Below are 16,861 nucleotides of genomic sequence, written 5' to 3'. Positions count from 1 at the left end.
AGGCGGCCGGTGCGAGCCAGCAGCGTGCTGAGCGTCAGTTGGCCCGATCCCTGCTAGTCCCAGACAGGTCGATCGTGACGACGCAGAGCCAGAGGAGAGGACGCCATGAACAGCATCAGCCTGTACCGGATGAAAACCTGGGCCAAGCAGGGAGAGACGCCGCTGGCCCGCCTGCTGTGGCGCCTAGCCAAGGGGGCCCGCAGCTGGAGCTTTCCGCTCATCCCGCCCCTGCACGGCCTGCTCTATCGTCTCTATCGGCTGGCAAGCCAGACACTCGCCAACCTGACCCGCACCCTCTGGTGGACGCCGCTGTTCCAGTCCCGCCTGCGTGCCCCCGCCCCCCGCCTCTATCTCTATGGCGGCATCCCCTTTATCAGCGGCCCCGTATCGATCGAAGTGGGGGCGGATTGTCGCCTCAGCGCCGCCATGACCATCAGCGGGCGCCCCTCGAGCAAGGGGCCCGCTCTCAGGATTGGCAACAACGTCGGCATCGGCTGGCAGACCACCATAGCAGTGGGCAACCAGGTGGTGATCGGGGACAACGTGCGCATCGCCGGGCGCGCCTTTCTCGCGGGCTACCCTGGCCACCCGCTGGATGCCCAGGAGCGGGCCCGGGGACTGCCGGATCGGGACGAGCAGGTCGGCGATATCGTGCTCGAGCACGACGTCTGGCTCGGCACCGGCGCCATGGTGATGGCAGGGGTGACCATAGGCGCGGGCACCGTGGTCGCCGCTGGCAGTATCGTGACCCATAGCCTGCCCGCCGGGGTGCTGGCCGCCGGGGTGCCGGCCCGGGTGCTGCGCCCCCTCGATGCACAAGATTGCCGCGACGCGCTGGCAGAGAGTGCCGCCTGCCGCCTGAGTGAGGAGAAGCAGCCATGAAACCGTCGAGCGCACAGCCCCAACTGGTGGTACTGGGGGAGGACTGGGGTCAGCACCCCTCCAGCACCCAGCACCTCATCAAACGCCTGCTGCCGGACTATCGGGTGCTCTGGGTCAACTCCATCGGCCTGCGCCGCCCCCGCCTCAACGTGCGCGACCTAGGCCGGCTCGGCCGCAAGCTGGGGGCCGTGCTGCGCCGCCCGGCCAAGGGCGAGGCGCAGGCAGCCGCCATCCAGAGCGGGCCAACGCCCCTGGTGATGCCGCCGCTGGCGCTGCCCCTGCCCGGCAGCCCGCTGGCGGGGCGGATCAACGGCCACTGGCTGGCGGCCCAGATCCGCCGCCAGCTGCCCGAGCTCGACAAGCCGCTGCTCTGGATCTCCTTGCCAAGCGCGGTGGATCTGGTAGGCAAGCTCGGCGAGCGGGCGGTGATCTACTACTGCGGCGACGACTTCTCGGCCCTGGCGGGGGTGGATCACGCCGCCATTGCCCGCTGCGAAGCCAGGCTGGTAGAAAAAGCAGACCTTATCCTGGCCGCCAGTCCGGCGCTGGCCAGCCGCTTCCCCCCCCACAAGACCCGGCTGCTGAGCCACGGGGTGGATCTCGGACTCTTTATGCCACCCCAACCCAGGCCGGCGGACCTGCCGAGCGGGCGCCCCATCGCCGGGTTTTACGGCAGCCTGAGCGACTGGATAGACGTCCCTCTGCTGGCGGAGACCGCCCGCGCCCTGCCCCACTGGGATCTGGTGCTGATAGGGCCCAGGCAGACTGACCTGAGCCCGCTCGCCGGATTGCCGAACGTGCACCTGCTCGGCCCCAGACCACACCACACCCTGGCCGCCTACGCCCAGCACTGGCAGGTGAGCCTGCTGCCCTTCGTCGACAATGCCCAGATCAGGGCCTGCAACCCGCTTAAACTGCGCGAGTATCTGGCGACCGGCCGGCCCGTGGTCAGCACCGATTTTCCGGCACTGGACGGCTATCGGGCGCTGGTCCATCTGCCCCGCCCGGGCGACAGCCTGGCCCAGGCCATCCAGCGTGCCGCCCTCGACGCTCCCGCCCAGGACTGGTTCCAGCGCTACGAGTGGGAAGCACTGACTCGCAGTGAAGGGCGCCAGAGTCGCCAGCAGGCGGTGGCGCAGCAGAGCTGGGATCACAGGGCCGATGAGCTGAAAAACTGGCTGGCGGGGCTACTCTGATGATCTGGCTGGCGGCGCACTTGCACAGAACATGCTGGCTACAGGTACTCGGCCTGCTCACCCTCAGCCTGCTAACAGGAAGCTCTGTGCTGGCGGCGAGCCGCCTTGATGGCCCCACCCCCTTGCCACTGAGCGGCGAGCAGACGCCCCAGAGGCTCACCTTCGAGCGCCTGCCCTGGCCCGTCGGGGCGGATGATGAACTGGTGATCGAGGGTCACAATCCCGCGGCCAGTCCCCAGACCCTGATCCTGCGGGTCGATGACGCCGCCTCGGTCAACTACCGCAGCCGGGTCAATCTGGAGCGGATCATCCCCCCGGGCCCTTTTACTCTGCGTTTTTCGTTAAGCGACTGGCGCACCGCCCAGCCCAGAGCCCTGGCCCTCGACCAGCTCACCAAGCTCTATCTCTTTATGGCTGACGGGGCGGCGCCGCTCACCCTGACACGCTGGTACTGGTCCCCCGGGCTGACCCTGCCCGCCGGCACCATAGCCCTCGATCTGGGGGCGAGCGATGCGCCTCGCTTCACCGGTTTCGAGCCCCTGGCACCGGGGGATCCGCGTCTGCTGGGCCACCCCAGCCCCATACTGCGCCCCTCCGGCGATGCGCTGATCCGCGACGGGCTGCGCAACCTCGGCGGTGTCAGGCTGAACGTTCCCAAGGGGCGCTACCAGCTCACCCTCTGGCTCGACGATCCGGGCGAGTGGGAGTACCTGCCCCACCCCCTCGAGCGCAGCGTGCTGATCGATGGTGAGCCGGTCTGGGCCGAGCGGTTGCAGCCGGGCGAGTGGCTGGTCCAGCGCTATCTCGCCGGCCAGCAGCAGGAGGCGCTGCCCAATCCAGACCCCTGGCTGCTGTTTGGTGCCCGCCAGGGGGGGCCGGTCAGCCTGGTGCTCGAGCACCCGGGCGGCCCGCTCACCCTCACCCTGGGGGGCAATTCGCCGGATGCGAAATTCCTCGCCGGCCTGCTGCTGGCCCTCTATCCTGCAGCGGACAAGCAGGCTGACGCCAAGGCTAACCCCCTAGCCGAAGCCACCCGGCGGGTGCTGGCCAAGCAGCGCCAGCTCTTTACGGAGAAGTGGGCCCTGGCTCCCTATTCGCTGCCAGAATCCCCCGCTCGCCTCACCCTGACCCCCATCACGCCGGGGCAACCGACCTTGAGTGCCAGGGCCAGCCCGGCCCCCCCCGCGACTCCCGTACTGGCCGCCCAAGGCAGCCAGCTGCTGCTGGAGTTCGTCATCGAGACGCCCGAGGATGACGCCGCCCCCCTGCTGGTGATCCAGCCGCCTGCGGCCAATGGCGTTACCCTGCCGCTGACCCCCTACCACGGCCAGTGGCATCTGGTGCGCCCCCAGGCGAGCGGCACCCTGCTGCTCCCCTCGGATCAGGAGCTGGTGGAGGGGGTGGCTGGGCTCACCCTCAAGCGCCGGGTGCCAAGGCGCCTGGTGCTGCATCTTCCCATTCCGCGGGATGCACCGGCGGGGCGCTATCAGGGCAACATCCAGCTGCTCAGCCACCAGCAGCTGGTGCAGTTGCCATTGGACGTCGAGGTGCTGCCCCTGATCCTGCCCGCCGCCAGCAAGCCGGTCGGCATCTACCTCGACACGCCCCCCTACCTTGGCTGGTTCGGCCAGGGCCCGGAGCTGGCCAACGCCCAGCTGGCCGCCAGTCGCTGCGATCTGGCGCGGCTCGCCGGGCTTGGGATAAGCGGCGTGGCCCCCGCCCTGCCCCAGGATGAAGCCGGGATGCGTACCACCCAGGAGGAGGCCATCGGCCTTGGTTTTCATACCCCCTTGCTGGCCTACGCCTCCCTCAAGCGCTGGGGCAGCGACGCCAACAGCCGGCTCGATGCCTGGCAGCAGCGCCAGGCGGCCTTTCGCGCCCAGGGGCTGCCCCCCCTGGCCTGGAGCCTGTTTGACGAGCCCGATCTTGGCGCCCTGCCCGCCATTCAAGCCATGGCCCGCGAGATGAAGCGGCGGGTTCCGGCCGTGGTGCGGGCCGGTCACTTCAACCATCCCGCCCAGGCGCCCTTGCTTGGCGAGGTGGAGATAGCCCTGGTCAACGCAGGCTTTGGCGCCGACAAGGCCGATGTGGAACGAGTCAGGGCCGCCGGGGCCACCCCCTGGTTTTACAACCTCGGCACCCCGCGCGCCGCCGGCTTCTACCTCTGGCAGAGCGGGGCAGAGGGCTATCTGCAGTGGCACGGACGCATGCCCACCGCCCTGCCCTACGACCCCACCGACGGGCGCGAGAGCGACTTTCTGCTGCTGGGCCCGCAGGCCTGCGAGGCCCATCGCCTCTCCTACGATCTATTGCTGCTGCAACAGGGCATCGAGGATCTGCGCTGGCTCGCCTGGCTCGAGCAGGCGGCACGCCAGCAGGTGGAGGCGGCACGCCAGCAGGTGGAGGCGGCGCTGCTGCTGCAGCGGCTGCGCGATTCGGTGCCCACCCGCTGGCAGCAGGCCGAAGCGCTCCCCGCCAGCCGCTGGGCCAGCTTTCGCGGCGAGATTGAACAACTGGCCAAGCGCTTGAAAACATTGCAAACTGGAGCCAATTCATCCCCCTGACTGGCCAGCTTATGCCGCATCAGAACGTCACCAACATAAAGGCTTTTGGGCGCCAGCGTGCCGGGCGTCGCCCCCGCCACATCAAGCTTGCCGCAGGCTTGCTGCTCTCCTTGCTGCCCTCTTTGCTACCCTCTTTGCTACTCACTGGCTGTGCTCGCCAGACGCCCACCGAGGATCCTCTGCCCATGCTGGCGCAGCTGCGCCAACAGCAGTTGGCCGAGCAGGCCCAGCTGTCGCTGACTTATCAGGAGGAAGCGGTGATGTTGGCGGCGGATCAGGAGCAGCAGTTGCACCAGTTTCTCGGCCAGCGGGATCCGGCGAAGATAGCCCTTATCAGCGGCCCCGGGCCGCAGACCGACATGCTGGAGAGTGCGCGCCTTGCCAGCAGCCGCCTTGGCAAGCTGGCCAGCCTGCTCAGTGCCCGCGCCATCGAGCTCGAACCACGCTACGACCCCATGCTGGCCCCGAACAGCCTGCTGATCCGGGTGTTGCCGGCCGACGCGGCGAGCCCCCTCAACGAGGCTCGCCAGGCGCAATAAGGGCAAGACAGGCCGCAGGCAGCGCCACCCGATAGAGGGGGGCCGGCGCGTCGCCCCACAACTTGTGCCAGCCCTGATTGAGCCGATAGGCCAGCAGTGGCGGCTCCGGGTGCCACTGCCCCTGAAACATCACCCCCTGCAGTTGGCCTTTGCCTGCGAGTCTTACCGACATGGCCTCCCGATCCGGGGCCACCGCCATCGCCTGCAAGACCCCGTCACAATTTGGGTGGCGCAGCCGGTAGCCGACATAGGTGCCCCCCAGCAAGGGGCTGGCCCCCTGCCGCTGCCAGCCGAGCTGGCGGAGTTCCTGCAGCATCTGGCGCGCGCCCTCCACCGGCTGGCGGTGCTGATAGCGCCACCCCATGGCGCCGGCGGAGGCCAGTGCCAGCAGCACCAGCCAGAGATAGCCCCTAATCGGTGGTGACATGGCGCCCCCTGCTAAACAGGATGGTCATCAGCAACAGCAGCACCAGCCACTGGTAGAGCTGGGCGAGCGTGCCGGTATGCAGCCAGCCGTACCAGCGCAGATCCAGGCTCATCAGCACCAGCCGCAGCTGGTTGCTGCCGATATAGAGCAGCAAGACCAGCCCCAGCAAGGGCAGCTGACGGTGCAGCGCCCGCCCCGGGGCGAGCCAGCAGGAGGAGACCAGCCAGGCCAGCGCCACCAGATAGAGCTGGGAGAACGAGGAGCACCCCTTGAGCACGATCAGGGCATGGCCCCCCACCCGCTCGATGCGATTGCCGCTTTGCACCGCCTCCCACCCCAGCAGTTGTAACCACTGGCCCACGCCCCAGGCATCAAGCGCCAGCACGGGGCCGGAGCAGAGGGCAAAGAGCTGCTGCCCCCACAGCACGGCCAGGGTGAAGGCCACCACTATGTGCAGCGCAGCGCGCTCATCCCAAGGCTGCTGCCGCCGCCACAGGCTCGCGGCCAGCAGCAGGCAGGCCAGCGCCTTGCAACTGGCGCTCGGGATCAACAGCAGCAGCGAGAAGAGCAGCAGAGCAGCGCGGCCAGGTTGCCAGGCTGGCGCAACCCGCGATGCAATTTGCCACCAGATGGCAATCAGCAACACCACCAGCAAGTTGAAATGGCCCGTGTTGAGCCACACCATGGCCCACTGATTGACCAACCCCAACAACAACCAGTTGGGCGCCCACTGCCAGGGACGGATCTCCATCGCCTCACCCCGCACTTGTTCGTTTTCATCCTGTGCGAAGACCGCAAATTTCATGCCTGCTGCTGATACCTGCAAAGTGGCACGCTTTATTCATCCTCCCCATCGGCACTGAGGATCAGGGCCAGGCCTCAAGGAGAAGGAGTGAGTTATGAGACTAAAACCGTTGGCAGGGCTGGTGGGGATGCTGCTGATCAGCGCCCCCGCCTACGCTTTGACCGAAGTGGATACCGAGCTGCAACTGCTGATGGACGTGTCGGGCAGCGTGACGGCCCAGGAGTTCAACCTGCAGTTGCAGGGGTATGTGGATGCGTTTTACAGCCAGGCGGTGCAAGACGCCATCCTGGATACCAGCGACGGCAAGCTGGGCACCATCGCCGTGCAGATGGTGATGTGGAGCGGCTCGACCCAGCAGGCGGTGATGACCGACTGGTTCTACCTCTATGACATGACCTCCATCAACGAGTTTGCCGCCACCCTGGACGCCCTGACACGCCCCTACTCGGGGATGACGGCGCCGGGCTCGGCCATGCAATTTGGCGCCCTGCAGTTCGATACCAACGACTTCACCGCCACGCGCCAGGTGATGGATGTCTCCGGTGACGGGATCCAGAATGCCGGGCTGGATACCTCGACGGTACGGGATCAGCTGCTCGCCTCCGGCATCGATACCATCAACGGCATCACCATAGGCCAGGACTACCCCGATGGGGTGCTGCAGGATTGGTATCTGAACAATATCGCCGGCGGCGAGGATGCCTTCGTCATCAACGCCACCACCTTCGCCGATTTTGGCAGCGCCCTCGAGCTGAAACTCGCGGCCGAGATTGAGGGGGGGATCATTCCAGAGGGTGCGCTGGCGGCCCCCATCGAGGAGATCCCGCTGGCGGCCCAGCTGCTGCTGGGCATGCCCTTGCTGCTGGCCTGGCGCTATCAACGCCGGACTCAAGGCCGTAATTCGAACTGCAACCAGCAGAACGCCGGCTGGCAACCGATACCAGCCGTCGGCTAGTTTGTCACCCTGTGTGTCGTGATTAGGGAGCTGATGCTCCCTGATTTTTTGCTGTGATCATGGCTATCGGCAGGGGTTCTACAACATCTGGTTTGGATACCGCCCGTAGTCAACACCGAAATGCTTTGCCAACAGAATCATCGACACCATTTCATAAAATGGTACTCAATATAGCCATAATGATGCCTAAGCCACCAACGGCCCTACCTCTACCGATTCTGTTTAGGAATACTAATAAAAGCCTAATTGGTTTCAAAACCATGACATTCACTAATGTGACAAAATAAAACCACAAATAAGACTTTATATTCGCAATAGATGTATAGGTACTTCCTTTAAGCTCTTCCATGGTCATTAATTGGGGCCCCTTAAGAGCCTCTTTAATAGAGCTATTAGCCACCTTAGATAAAACTCTATACTCATTTAGGAAGAGAGTCTGAAAGTCGTTAACTTCTGAAACTTGCTTACCGATATAATTCTCTAACATTACCGATAACTTCGGACGCCATACTTCAACTATAGCCAACATAATCCCAAGCCATCCCAAAACTGAACTTACTTCAAAATTCATATCAAGAATTCCTTTCGGTTATTACAATGCCAAACCTAAATATATTAATGCATAAAAACTGTCAAAAAAAAATAAAATTTTTTGTCACAAGGCCGCAGGTTAGATTAGTGAAATCGTAATCGGACGTTAGCAAGCTTTCTGTAATATGTTTATTTAACTCGCCAACCCCTCACATTTTGTCACTTCCCCCCAAAAAACTCACTCTCGAGTAGGCAACCAAAGACCACCGGTCTGGACGTATTGGCCGCATTAGTGGGGAGTATCACCACGAGAATCTGATTACGCCTACCGGCTAATCGAACCAATGATATTTATAAAAATGCTCATCCATATTTATTACCCTAACTCCATCTACTCATAATACCTCAATCAGCCGACGCGATAGCAGTCGGCTGATTGAATTGTTAAGTTTAACTACCCTTTAGGCGGAAACGGGTCATTACCGTGACTATCCTTTCCACCAATTTGGCCGTCCTTGTTATGAATAACCAGCTCCGTATTTTGATTTTGGCTAATCTCTCTTGCTCGATCTACCGCATCCTGTTTTCTGTCAAAATGACCAGATGAACGTTGACCGCCGCTTTGCTTAATGTCCCAACCACCATCAGGGTTTGGAACAACATGCGTAGATTTACCCCCCATAACGCTTTCTCCTATGGCGTATATTCAGTTTCTTGGCATTTTGGACAAGGTGGTAAAGTATCGGAGTTGTCATCCAATACAACCACCTGACCACAGTTATCGCATGTATATGCACCTTTTCCTGGTTTCTCTCCAGTAGTAGACATATGTTATCTCCATTCATTTCCCTGTAATAGCACTGCACTTACTGTGAGGGATACACAGCAAGACACCAAGAAATTTAACTTTTTGTTAAGAGGCTGGCTTCAGCCCGCCCCTGTTAGCACTGCAAACGATTAAAGTCATTTGTTATATTTCAACGAGTGTAGGCGGTATACCAAGTATTTCAGAAACCTCAGATAGCCGTTTTTTTGAGAACATCCAGCCATGCCCTACCACTCGTCACAAAAACCAACAAATTTTTTTAAAATCAGTGCATTAGCAACCAGCCTTTGTTTTATGAGTAAATTATCAACATTCTATTCTAGCTCCACTTGTATCACTGTATAAAACCACAGTCAATAAGCGAAATAAGAAACTGCCACCAGACCTTATCGTTGCAATCACATCAAGTTCGTCGCAAACCATAGCCGTTGGTCAGACGCTATCTGAGTGACATAAAAAAAGGCCTCATTACGAGGCCTTATCAGAAATATTCGGGTTCATAGTGGTGACCTGCCTTGATGGCCACGGGCATATATCAACCTGGCACCTCCACCAGCGGTGGCTGGGCATGAGCCGCCTGGCCGCTGTGTGTATGCACGGGTTCGCAATAGGGAATGCGACTGAGCACAGGTGCCTTGATAAGCGCTGCCAGCTGATCGGTGCGGCGCAGACTGGTATCCGCCAGTTCAATCAGCAGCGCCAGACCGCAGCCGAGCCCGAAGCCCCCCACCATGCCGGCGATCAGAAACAGCCAGAGCGGGTAGTTGCTGGGCTTGCTCGGGGCGAAGGGCCTGTCGATCACCTTGATCCGCTCGCCGGGCTCGAAGCTGCCGAGCGCCCCGGTCACCTTGGCCTTCTCGTAGCGCAGCAGCAGATCCTGATAGAGGGAGCGCTTGACCTCAAGATCGCGCTCCAGCTCCGCCAGCTGACTCTCCGTTTCGCCCTGGGAGGCCACCACCTTGTTCAGATCGTCGAGCTGGGCCTGCAGCGCGGCGGCATTCTGCTCGGCCTCGGCCAGCTGGGCCCTGGCCTGATCCCACTCAGGACCGACCGCCACGCCGGGTTGGCTCTTCTGCTGTTCCAGCTCCTGTTGCAACTGCTCAATCTGGTAGCGCAGGCTCTGCACCTCGCTGTGCTGATCGCTGTAACGCACCCGCAGCAGGGCCAGCTCGGTTTGCATCTGCTGCAGCTTCTCCTCCAGGCTGCGGGCCATCGCCCCCTCCTGGCCGTGGGAGAGCTGCTCGACCCGGGTCTTGGCCTGCTGCAACTGAAGCAGGCTCTCGGCGTGGCGATCTTTCAGGCCGTAGAGCCGGGCGGCGTTGGCATTTTGCTGATCCGGCAGGGCGCTGGCATGTTCACGTTTGAAATCTGCCAGCAGCTGTTCGGCCCCCTGCAGCTCGCTGCGCCGGCTGTCGAGCTGGCTTTGCAGGAAGCGCTCGGAGGACTCGGCCGACTGGCGCCCCTTGTTCAGGAGGTTGAAGAAGAAGCGGCGCGAGACGGCCTCCAGCAGGCCGGCGCTGCTCTCTGCCGAGTCGGCTTTCACCTTCAGCTCGATCACCTCGTCCCCGATGAGCCGGATGGAAACGGACGCCGAGAGCCAGTCCATGATGGCGTCGCGCTTGGCCGGCGGGGTGTTGTCATCCACCAGCTTGCGGTCCCGCGCCACCCCGTCCATCACGTAGCGGCTGCGCAGCATGGCCTCCAGCACCGCGAAACGATCCTTGAGGCTCTCCTGGGTGATCAGATCCTTGAGGGTCGGCGTCTGGTTGGAATCCTGCGGCACCATGAAGGTGGTGCGGCTCTCGTACACCTTGGGGCTGAGCAAGCCAATCCCCACCCCCACCAGCGGCATGACCAGGGCCGGCATCAGGATGAGATAACGGCGCCGCCAGGCGGCGAAGAGGATGATGTAGAGGTTGTAGTAGAACTGGACCGGCATGGCGTCACTCCCCTCAAGGCAGGTATGGCATTCCACGAATGGAGGAGGAAATGCAAGGGTAATGCCAGCAAGCGGGCCAACATGGCAGACGTTGTGGTACAGGATTCGCATAGTCCCGCCAAGGGGCCCGGGAAGGGCCGACAACTGTGAGGAGAGCGCCATGCCCATCACCGCCCGGTCAGCCAGCACCGCCATCGTGCAAATCGTCCAGCACCTGCAGCCAGGGGGGCTGGAGACCATGGTGCTCAACCTCAGCCAGGCCAACGAGTGCCACCAGCCCATGCACATCGTCTCGCTGGAGGGGAGCAAGGAGGCGCTGCTCGCCGCCTGGCCCGCCCTGGGGCCATTTGCCTCGCGGATCCACTGTCTTGACAAGCCCGCCGGCTGGTCGCTGGCCACCCTCTATCGCCTCATCCGCCTGCTGCGCCAGCTGCGGCCGGCAGCGGTGCACACCCACCATCTGGGCCCGCTGCTCTATGGCGGGCTGGCCGCCAGGCTGGCCCGGGTGGCGAGTCTTATCCACACCGAGCATGACGCCTGGTATCTCGACGATCCCCGCCAGCGCCAGCTGGCCGGGCTGGGGCTGCGCACCTTGCGGCCCACCCTGGTGGCAGACGCCACCCCGGTGGCGCACCAGCTGCAGGCGAGGCTCGGCGCCATCCAGGCCCAGGTGATCCCCAACGGCATCGACGAGGGGCGCTTCGTCCCGGGCCCCGTCGAGCTGGCGCGCCAGGCGCTGGGCTTGCCCCTCGGGGTCAGGCTCATCGGCTGCGCCGCTCGCCTTGAGACGGTCAAGGGTCACCACCTGCTGCTGGAGGCCGTGGCGCGGCTCTCCCCCGAGGTGCATCTTGCACTGGCCGGGGTGGGCAGTTTGCAAAATGCGTTGCAGCAGCAGTGCCGACTGCTGGGGATTGCCCATCGGGTGCACTTTCTCGGCCTGGTGGAGCAGATGCCCCGCTTCTATCAGGGACTGGATCTCTTCTGCCTGCCGTCGCTAGCGGAGGGGATGCCCCTGTGCGTGCTGGAGGCCCAGGCCTGCGGCGTGCCGGTGGTGATGAGCGCGGTGGGGGCCGCCGCCGATATCGTCTGCCCGGCCAGCGGTCAGCTGCTGGAGACGCGAGATCCGGCTCTGCTGGCGCAACTTCTGGCACAGGGGTTGCTCAACTCTCGTGGCCTGCGCACCGTCACCCGTGAATTTGTCTGTGAACAGGGCAGCCTGAGCCGGATGGCTCAAGCCTATCAGGCGCTGTACGCCCGCTGAGGCGATGCCACCGACACGCGAAGAGACAGCAAAAGGAGCCTCCCATGGAATGGATCATGATCGTGTTCTGGCTGTGTGCAGCCTTGGTGGTGTACCACCATGTGGGTTACCCACTGCTGCTCAAATGGGTTGGCAAACGGGCCTGCTCGCGCCAGCACCAACCGACCCCGCACCAACGGGGTTTTCGGACCGAGGTCGGCGATGAGCAGCTCCCCGCCATCACCCTGGTGATGCCCATCTACAACGAGGCGACCACCCTGGCGGCCAAGCTGCAGAATCTGGCCAGCCTCGACTACCCGGCCGACAAGCTGGCGGTGCACCTGCATTTTGATGGCTGCACCGACGACAGCTATGCCATTGCCCTCTGCCAGCTCGGCGATCCCGCCCTGCTGCAGCTGCAGATCCGGCTGTTCGAGCACCCGCGCAATCGCGGCAAGGTGGCCGTGCTCAACGAGGCGATGACCCAGATTGACACCCCCCTGGTCGCCTTCAGCGATGTGTCGGCCCTGCTGCCCATCGACAGCCTGCTGCTGGCCGCCGCCCACTTTCAGGATCCTGCCGTCGGCGTGGTGGGCGAAGCCTATCGCTTCTGGCAGCCGGGCTCCCAGGGTGAGGCCAGCTACTGGCGCTACCAGAGCCAGATCAAGCTGTGCGAATCCGCCCTTGGCAGCATGCTGGGGGCCCACGGCGCCTTCTACGTGATGCGCAGTGACTGCCTGGCGCCGCTGGCGCCCGATACCATCAACGACGACTTCATCCTGCCGATGCAGGCCATCGCCAGAGGCTACAAGGCGGTCTATGACAATCGCTGCGCAGCCCTTGAGCTGGAGGTCTCCGATGCCCAGCTGGAGTCCAAGCGCCGCAAGCGCATCGGTGCCGGCAACACCCAGCAGTTGCTGCGTCTGCTGCCGCTGCTGCACCCCAGATTCGGCTGGGTGGCGTTCAACTTCGCCAGTGGCAAGGGCTTGCGGGTGCTCATGCCCCTCTGCCTGACCCTGCTGTGGCTCTGCGCCATTCCGCTGGCCATCCACTCGCCCTTGTTCGCGGCGCTGCTGGCCGCCCAGCTGCTGGGCTACGCCCTAGTGCTGCTGATCCAGCTCACCCCGCTGCACAACTGGCCCGGTCTGTTTCGCAAGATCCACTATCTGGTACTCGGACACTGGTACAACGGCATCGGCTCCCTGCGCTACGGCCTGCGGATGCTGACCCGCCCCACCACACAGGAGAGAGCAGCATGAAACACCCCATCCCCAAAGCGACCCAGGTGCTCAAGCGCATCATGGATCTGGCCGGTGCCAGCCTCGGCCTGCTGCTGACCCTGCCCCTGTGGCCACTCATCATGCTGGCCATACGGCTCGACAGCCCGGGCCCGGTGTTCTTTCGCCAGCTGCGCATTGGCCGCAGCCACGCCAGCCACACCGAGCTCTTCTTCATGATCAAGTTTCGCACCATGCGCGCCGATGCCGAGGCGGGCACCGGGCCTGTCTGGTGCGGCAAGGCCGACAGCCGGATCACCCGCAGCGGCAACTTCCTGCGCAAGACCCGGCTCGACGAGCTGCCCCAGTTCCTCAACGTGCTCAAGGGGGAGATGTCGCTCATCGGGCCGCGGCCGGAGCGCCCCGGCATCGCCAACCGGCTGGAGGATGCGGTGCCCTTCTTTATCGAGCGCACCTATGAGATCGCCCCCGGCATCACAGGGCTGGCCCAGGTCAATCAGGGCTATGACGAGTCGCTTGACGATGTGCGCAGCAAGCTCGCCTTCGATCTCGCCTACTCGGTGACCCTGCTCCACCCCTGGCGCTGGCTGCTGCAGGACATGCAGATCATCGGCAAGACGGTCGCCATCATGGTGGGCAAGAAGGGGCGCTGAGCCTCCCCCGCTGCCGGTTCTCGGGCCACTGCCTTGGCAGTGGCCCGATGCTTTTCACCTTCAACCACGCCAGCCTGTCGGGCCTGCAGCCCCTTTTCATCTCATTGCTGACAGCGAGCCGAGCCCGTGGCTTGCCTCACTCACATCCCCTCACTAGAGCGACAGCCATGCCCACCCTGGGGCGGTTGGCGCCGCCCCCTTTCCCCGTCGCCTGCTGTGGCTCCCTGCCAGGGGGAGCCAGAGGTCGCGGCCTGCTTCTTTACGAGGTGTTCGTGGGCAAGCGGCTTGGCACCGCCTGTGCTGTGTCACCTCGTCAGGAGCCTCGCGGACTGAGGCATCCAGCCGCACCATCTCCTGCGCCCGATAGGCAGAGCAGCAGCACGAGGCTGACAGGGAGAGGGGGTTAACCGAAGGCGTGGAGCACAGCCATAAAAAAAGCGAGTGGCCTGGCCACTCGCTGCGCTTGCTGGCTGTGTGCCGGCGGCCCGGGATCAGCCGCCATAGACCGCCAGGATATCGCTCACCCTGTGGTTGACGCTGTAACCCCGGGCGATGGTCTGGCGGGCGGCCCGGCTCATGGCGCCCCGCGCCTGCTCGTCGCGACTCAGCCAGTAGTTGACGATGGCCGCCATGTCCTGCACCTGGCCCGGCTCCACCAGCCAGCCGTTGGACTTGTGGTCAATCAGCGACACCAGCCCCCCCACCGCAAAGGCGCAGACCGGGATGCCGTGGGCCATGGCCTCCAGCGCCACCAGCGGCAGCCCCTCGAAGCGGGAGGTGATGCAGAGCAGATCGATATGCTGCCACTCGTCAGCCATCCGGCGAAAACCGTGAAACTCGACGCGATCTCCATACTGCATGCTGAGATCCCCCATCAGCGGCCCCTCACCGTAGAGGTGAAAACTCCCCTCCGGGCAGAAGGCGGCCAGCTGGCAGAACGCCTGGGGCCCCTTCTCGGCGGATAGGCGACCGACGAAGGCGATGCGATTGCCCGCCACCGCCACCGGGGCGGCAGGCATGGGGACAAAATTGCTGATGACGGTGCTCGGCACAGGCAATCTGCGGGCGATGGGATCGCTCACTGCGATGCACTTCGCAAAGCGGGCCGTGAACCGGTCGAGCCAGCTGTAGAGTTTCAGCCAACCCTCCCCGTCATCCCCGCTGTGAAAGGTGGAGACCACAGGCTTGCCGCTGCACCAGGCGGTGAGGCGCCCCAGGATCCCGGCCTTGTAGCCGTGGGTGTGCAGCAGCACGAAGCCGGGCTGGCCAGCCAGCACCCGCACGAAGTCACGGCTGTTGCGACAGACCCGGTATGGCAGCCCCTGTTGCCTCAGCAGAGTGACAAAGGGGGTCATACCGTGATCCGCCACCAGCACTATGGTGGTGTTCAGACCCCGCGCCAGCAGATCGCGGGCAAGGTGGGTGATGTGGATCTCTATCCCGCCGACCTGGCGGGCATCGATGGCGAGCCAGACCTGATGTGTTGGCAACATGGGCAACCTCCTCTGGTGGCGTCGGGCCACCTGCAGCGGGGGTTTTGCATAGAGTGTGCCAGCAGTTTGGGGGCCTCAGTCGGCAGGAAATGCCACCAGCAGCAGGGTCATGTCATCCGGGGCCTTGTCGGCCCGCTCGTCAAACCAGGTGGCGATGGCCAGGGCCAGCTGCTCCAGGCCGGGTGCGGGGGTGAGACAGATCTGCTGCAGCTGCGCCTCCCACAACTGGCGCTCGGCGGGGTCCCGGCTCTCCAGCAGGCCATCGGTCCAGAACAGCAGGCGCTCGCCCGGCTGCAACTGATGCTCGCAGGTCTTGAAGTGGGGATCCGGTCGCAGACCAGGCAAGGGGCCGGTGACGCCGAGCGGGTGCATTCCGTCCGCCCCGATGAGCCAGGGGGCCGGGTGCCCGGCGCTGGCCCAGCGAACGCGGCCCGCCTCCCCCAGCTCGATGCAGAGGGTGGTGAGCAGGGTCGCCCCCAGCAGGGGATCGCTGTGCACGGCGGTGGAGAGGGTAGTCAGCAGGCTGGCAGGAGATCGCTGCTCGCTCTGGGCGGTCAGCAGACCGCGCAGATAGCCCGCGTAGGCGTGGGCGAAGAACTTGGCCTCGGCATCGTGCCCCATCACGTCCCCGAGCCACAGCACCCGCTCCTTCACCAGCAGGAAATCCCCGCCCCCCACGGCGGCGGCGCGGGTTTGCAACGCCAGCTGATAGCCGTGCAGCTGATTGGCCGGCAGCAGGGGGCGCAGGGCCGAGGTCATCCGCTGATCCAGCTGATCCCCCCACTGGGCCTTGAGCTGGGCCGACCGCTTGAGCACCCGGGCGACCGCCAGCTGCAGCGCCTGCTTGGTGATGGGCTTGATCAGGAAATCATCGATGCCAAGGGCGCCAGCCCGGCTCTGGGTCCATTGATCATGGTGGCCGGTCAGAAAGATGAAGGGGACCCCGCGCATCTTGGGATCCTTCATCAGCTGCTGGCGCAGGGCGAAGCCGTCGATCCCCTCCATCTCGATGTCGGAGAGCACCAGATCCGGCGGCTGGCGTCCCAGCGCCTGCAGGGCCGCCAGGGGATCGGCAAAGCTGTCGACCTGATAGTGGTCGTGCAGATAGCCGGTGAGCAGGGTGCGCATCACCTTGTCATCGTCGATCACCGCCACCATGGGCATCCGCCGGGGAGCGTGCCGGGCCCGCAGGGTCACCCGGTTGCGCCCCTGCTGATGGCTGAAGCTCACTTCCTCAAACAGGCTGTGCACCAGCGCCAGACCATAGCCCCCCTCCTGCGGCTCTGCCGGCAGGGGGTTGGCCGCCAGCGCGGGCTGGGGCCCGCCGTCGTCATCCAGTTGCAGACTCAGGCCCGACTCATCCTGCTGCAGGCTGAGCCAGAGCTGGCTCGCCGGCGGCTCGCCATGACGCACGATATTGGTGGCGAGCTCGCTGAAACAGAGCAGCCAGTTGGCCTGCTCCTCGGGGGCAACCTGAAACAGTGCCAACCCTTGCGCCAGACGGCCGCGCAGCTCGCGTACCGACTGCAGGGTGGCGGGGGCGGATCGCAACCACTCTTTCATATCGTCTCCC

The 16,861-nt window shown here is 64.0% G+C and carries 16 protein-coding genes; 8 read left to right on the top strand and 8 right to left on the bottom strand.

Features of this window, described 5'->3' with window-relative positions; all coding sequences use genetic code 11:
* The first annotated feature begins 105 nt into the window (after nt 1-105).
* Genes BN1143_RS18670 through BN1143_RS18655 form a run of 4 tightly spaced genes read left to right on the top strand, consistent with a single transcriptional unit; the run spans nt 106 to nt 5,181 of the window.
* Nucleotides 106-882, top strand: coding sequence for an acyltransferase (locus BN1143_RS18670; RefSeq protein WP_042051686.1), 777 nt, complete (start codon nt 106-108; stop codon nt 880-882).
* Complete coding sequence (locus BN1143_RS18665; protein WP_042051684.1) at nt 879-2,078, top strand: glycosyltransferase; 1,200 nt, start codon at nt 879-881, stop codon at nt 2,076-2,078. Before BN1143_RS18670 ends, BN1143_RS18665 begins: the two co-directional genes overlap by 4 nt.
* Nucleotides 2,078-4,642 (top strand): hypothetical protein, encoded by a 2,565-nt coding sequence (locus BN1143_RS18660; protein ID WP_042051683.1) that lies wholly within the window; start codon nt 2,078-2,080, stop codon nt 4,640-4,642. Before BN1143_RS18665 ends, BN1143_RS18660 begins: the two co-directional genes overlap by 1 nt.
* Nucleotides 4,643-4,653: 11 nt before the next feature.
* Complete coding sequence (locus BN1143_RS18655) at nt 4,654-5,181, top strand: hypothetical protein (RefSeq protein ID WP_231570693.1); 528 nt, start codon at nt 4,654-4,656, stop codon at nt 5,179-5,181.
* Here the strand turns inward: BN1143_RS18655 and BN1143_RS18650 are convergent.
* Both BN1143_RS18650 and BN1143_RS18645 read right to left on the bottom strand, forming a co-directional pair.
* On the bottom strand, nt 5,156-5,608 hold the full coding sequence (locus BN1143_RS18650; RefSeq protein WP_042051682.1) for a hypothetical protein: 453 nt from the start codon (nt 5,606-5,608) through the stop codon (nt 5,156-5,158). The genes BN1143_RS18655 and BN1143_RS18650 overlap by 26 nt on opposite strands.
* Entirely contained in the window at nt 5,592-6,413 is an 822-nt protein-coding gene (locus BN1143_RS18645; protein WP_042051680.1) for a hypothetical protein, read from the bottom strand. The genes BN1143_RS18650 and BN1143_RS18645 overlap by 17 nt, the downstream gene beginning before the upstream one ends.
* Nucleotides 6,414-6,507: 94 nt before the next feature.
* On the opposite strand from BN1143_RS18645, the gene BN1143_RS18640 reads away from it, so the two are divergent.
* Nucleotides 6,508-7,368, top strand: a complete 861-nt coding sequence (locus BN1143_RS18640; RefSeq protein ID WP_042051679.1) for a DUF1194 domain-containing protein — start codon at nt 6,508-6,510, stop codon at nt 7,366-7,368.
* 151 nt (nt 7,369-7,519) lie between these two features.
* On the opposite strand, the gene BN1143_RS18635 is transcribed toward BN1143_RS18640, so the two are convergent.
* The 4 genes from BN1143_RS18635 to BN1143_RS18630 all read right to left on the bottom strand — a co-directional run bounded on the left by BN1143_RS18635 (nt 7,520) and on the right by BN1143_RS18630 (nt 10,664).
* Nucleotides 7,520-7,939 (bottom strand): hypothetical protein, encoded by a 420-nt coding sequence (locus BN1143_RS18635; RefSeq protein ID WP_042051678.1) that lies wholly within the window; start codon nt 7,937-7,939, stop codon nt 7,520-7,522.
* 414 nt (nt 7,940-8,353) lie between these two features.
* Nucleotides 8,354-8,581 carry a DUF2188 domain-containing protein gene (locus tag BN1143_RS22190; protein ID WP_082038640.1) on the bottom strand — a complete coding sequence of 76 codons (228 nt, stop codon included), beginning with the start codon at nt 8,579-8,581 and terminating at the stop codon, nt 8,354-8,356.
* An 11-nt stretch (nt 8,582-8,592) separates the two neighbouring features.
* Nucleotides 8,593-8,727 (bottom strand): zinc ribbon-containing protein, encoded by a 135-nt coding sequence (locus BN1143_RS22945; RefSeq protein WP_082038639.1) that lies wholly within the window; start codon nt 8,725-8,727, stop codon nt 8,593-8,595.
* Between the two features lie 533 nt (nt 8,728-9,260).
* Entirely contained in the window at nt 9,261-10,664 is a 1,404-nt protein-coding gene (locus tag BN1143_RS18630) for a GumC family protein (RefSeq protein WP_042051676.1), read from the bottom strand.
* A gap of 160 nt (nt 10,665-10,824) precedes the next feature.
* Here BN1143_RS18630 and BN1143_RS18625 point away from each other — a divergent pair, with 160 nt between their 5' ends.
* The 3 genes from BN1143_RS18625 to BN1143_RS18615 are packed head-to-tail and all read left to right on the top strand — an operon-like array spanning nt 10,825 to nt 13,795.
* Nucleotides 10,825-11,925, top strand: a complete 1,101-nt coding sequence (locus BN1143_RS18625; RefSeq protein ID WP_042051675.1) for a glycosyltransferase — start codon at nt 10,825-10,827, stop codon at nt 11,923-11,925.
* Between the two features lie 44 nt (nt 11,926-11,969).
* Entirely contained in the window at nt 11,970-13,163 is a 1,194-nt protein-coding gene (locus BN1143_RS18620; protein WP_042051674.1) for a glycosyltransferase family 2 protein, read from the top strand.
* On the top strand, nt 13,160-13,795 hold the full coding sequence (locus tag BN1143_RS18615; RefSeq protein ID WP_010633836.1) for a sugar transferase: 636 nt from the start codon (nt 13,160-13,162) through the stop codon (nt 13,793-13,795). The genes BN1143_RS18620 and BN1143_RS18615 overlap by 4 nt, the downstream gene beginning before the upstream one ends.
* Nucleotides 13,796-14,286: 491 nt before the next feature.
* Here the strand turns inward: BN1143_RS18615 and BN1143_RS18610 are convergent, their stop codons facing one another.
* Complete coding sequence (locus BN1143_RS18610; RefSeq protein WP_005301413.1) at nt 14,287-15,288, bottom strand: glycosyltransferase family 4 protein; 1,002 nt, start codon at nt 15,286-15,288, stop codon at nt 14,287-14,289.
* 75 nt (nt 15,289-15,363) lie between these two features.
* Complete coding sequence (locus tag BN1143_RS18605) at nt 15,364-16,851, bottom strand: SpoIIE family protein phosphatase (RefSeq protein ID WP_042051673.1); 1,488 nt, start codon at nt 16,849-16,851, stop codon at nt 15,364-15,366.
* Nucleotides 16,852-16,861: the final 10 nt, after the last annotated feature.

Source organism: Aeromonas dhakensis, assembly GCF_000820305.1.
Taxonomy (GTDB): domain Bacteria; phylum Pseudomonadota; class Gammaproteobacteria; order Enterobacterales; family Aeromonadaceae; genus Aeromonas; species Aeromonas dhakensis.
Note: the sequence above shows the minus strand (reverse complement) of the source record. Positions and strands in the feature narration are given on the sequence as shown.

What these genes read in the sequence shown, in the direction of transcription:
- BN1143_RS18665 (WP_042051684.1), top strand. Translation starts at nt 879, where the DNA reads ATGAAACCGTCGAGCGCACAGCCCCAACTGGTGGTACTGGGGGAGGAC.
- BN1143_RS22190 (WP_082038640.1), bottom strand. Translation starts at nt 8,581, where the DNA reads ATGGGGGGTAAATCTACGCATGTTGTTCCAAACCCTGATGGTGGTTGG.
- BN1143_RS18605 (WP_042051673.1), bottom strand. Translation starts at nt 16,851, where the DNA reads ATGAAAGAGTGGTTGCGATCCGCCCCCGCCACCCTGCAGTCGGTACGC.
- BN1143_RS18640 (WP_042051679.1), top strand. Translation starts at nt 6,508, where the DNA reads ATGAGACTAAAACCGTTGGCAGGGCTGGTGGGGATGCTGCTGATCAGC.
- BN1143_RS18630 (WP_042051676.1), bottom strand. Translation starts at nt 10,664, where the DNA reads ATGCCGGTCCAGTTCTACTACAACCTCTACATCATCCTCTTCGCCGCC.
- BN1143_RS18610 (WP_005301413.1), bottom strand. Translation starts at nt 15,288, where the DNA reads ATGTTGCCAACACATCAGGTCTGGCTCGCCATCGATGCCCGCCAGGTC.
- BN1143_RS18645 (WP_042051680.1), bottom strand. Translation starts at nt 6,413, where the DNA reads ATGAAATTTGCGGTCTTCGCACAGGATGAAAACGAACAAGTGCGGGGT.
- BN1143_RS18670 (WP_042051686.1), top strand. Translation starts at nt 106, where the DNA reads ATGAACAGCATCAGCCTGTACCGGATGAAAACCTGGGCCAAGCAGGGA.
- BN1143_RS18635 (WP_042051678.1), bottom strand. Translation starts at nt 7,939, where the DNA reads ATGAATTTTGAAGTAAGTTCAGTTTTGGGATGGCTTGGGATTATGTTG.
- BN1143_RS18625 (WP_042051675.1), top strand. Translation starts at nt 10,825, where the DNA reads ATGCCCATCACCGCCCGGTCAGCCAGCACCGCCATCGTGCAAATCGTC.
- BN1143_RS18620 (WP_042051674.1), top strand. Translation starts at nt 11,970, where the DNA reads ATGGAATGGATCATGATCGTGTTCTGGCTGTGTGCAGCCTTGGTGGTG.
- BN1143_RS18615 (WP_010633836.1), top strand. Translation starts at nt 13,160, where the DNA reads ATGAAACACCCCATCCCCAAAGCGACCCAGGTGCTCAAGCGCATCATG.
- BN1143_RS18660 (WP_042051683.1), top strand. Translation starts at nt 2,078, where the DNA reads ATGATCTGGCTGGCGGCGCACTTGCACAGAACATGCTGGCTACAGGTA.
- BN1143_RS22945 (WP_082038639.1), bottom strand. Translation starts at nt 8,727, where the DNA reads ATGTCTACTACTGGAGAGAAACCAGGAAAAGGTGCATATACATGCGAT.
- BN1143_RS18650 (WP_042051682.1), bottom strand. Translation starts at nt 5,608, where the DNA reads ATGTCACCACCGATTAGGGGCTATCTCTGGCTGGTGCTGCTGGCACTG.
- BN1143_RS18655 (WP_231570693.1), top strand. Translation starts at nt 4,654, where the DNA reads ATGCCGCATCAGAACGTCACCAACATAAAGGCTTTTGGGCGCCAGCGT.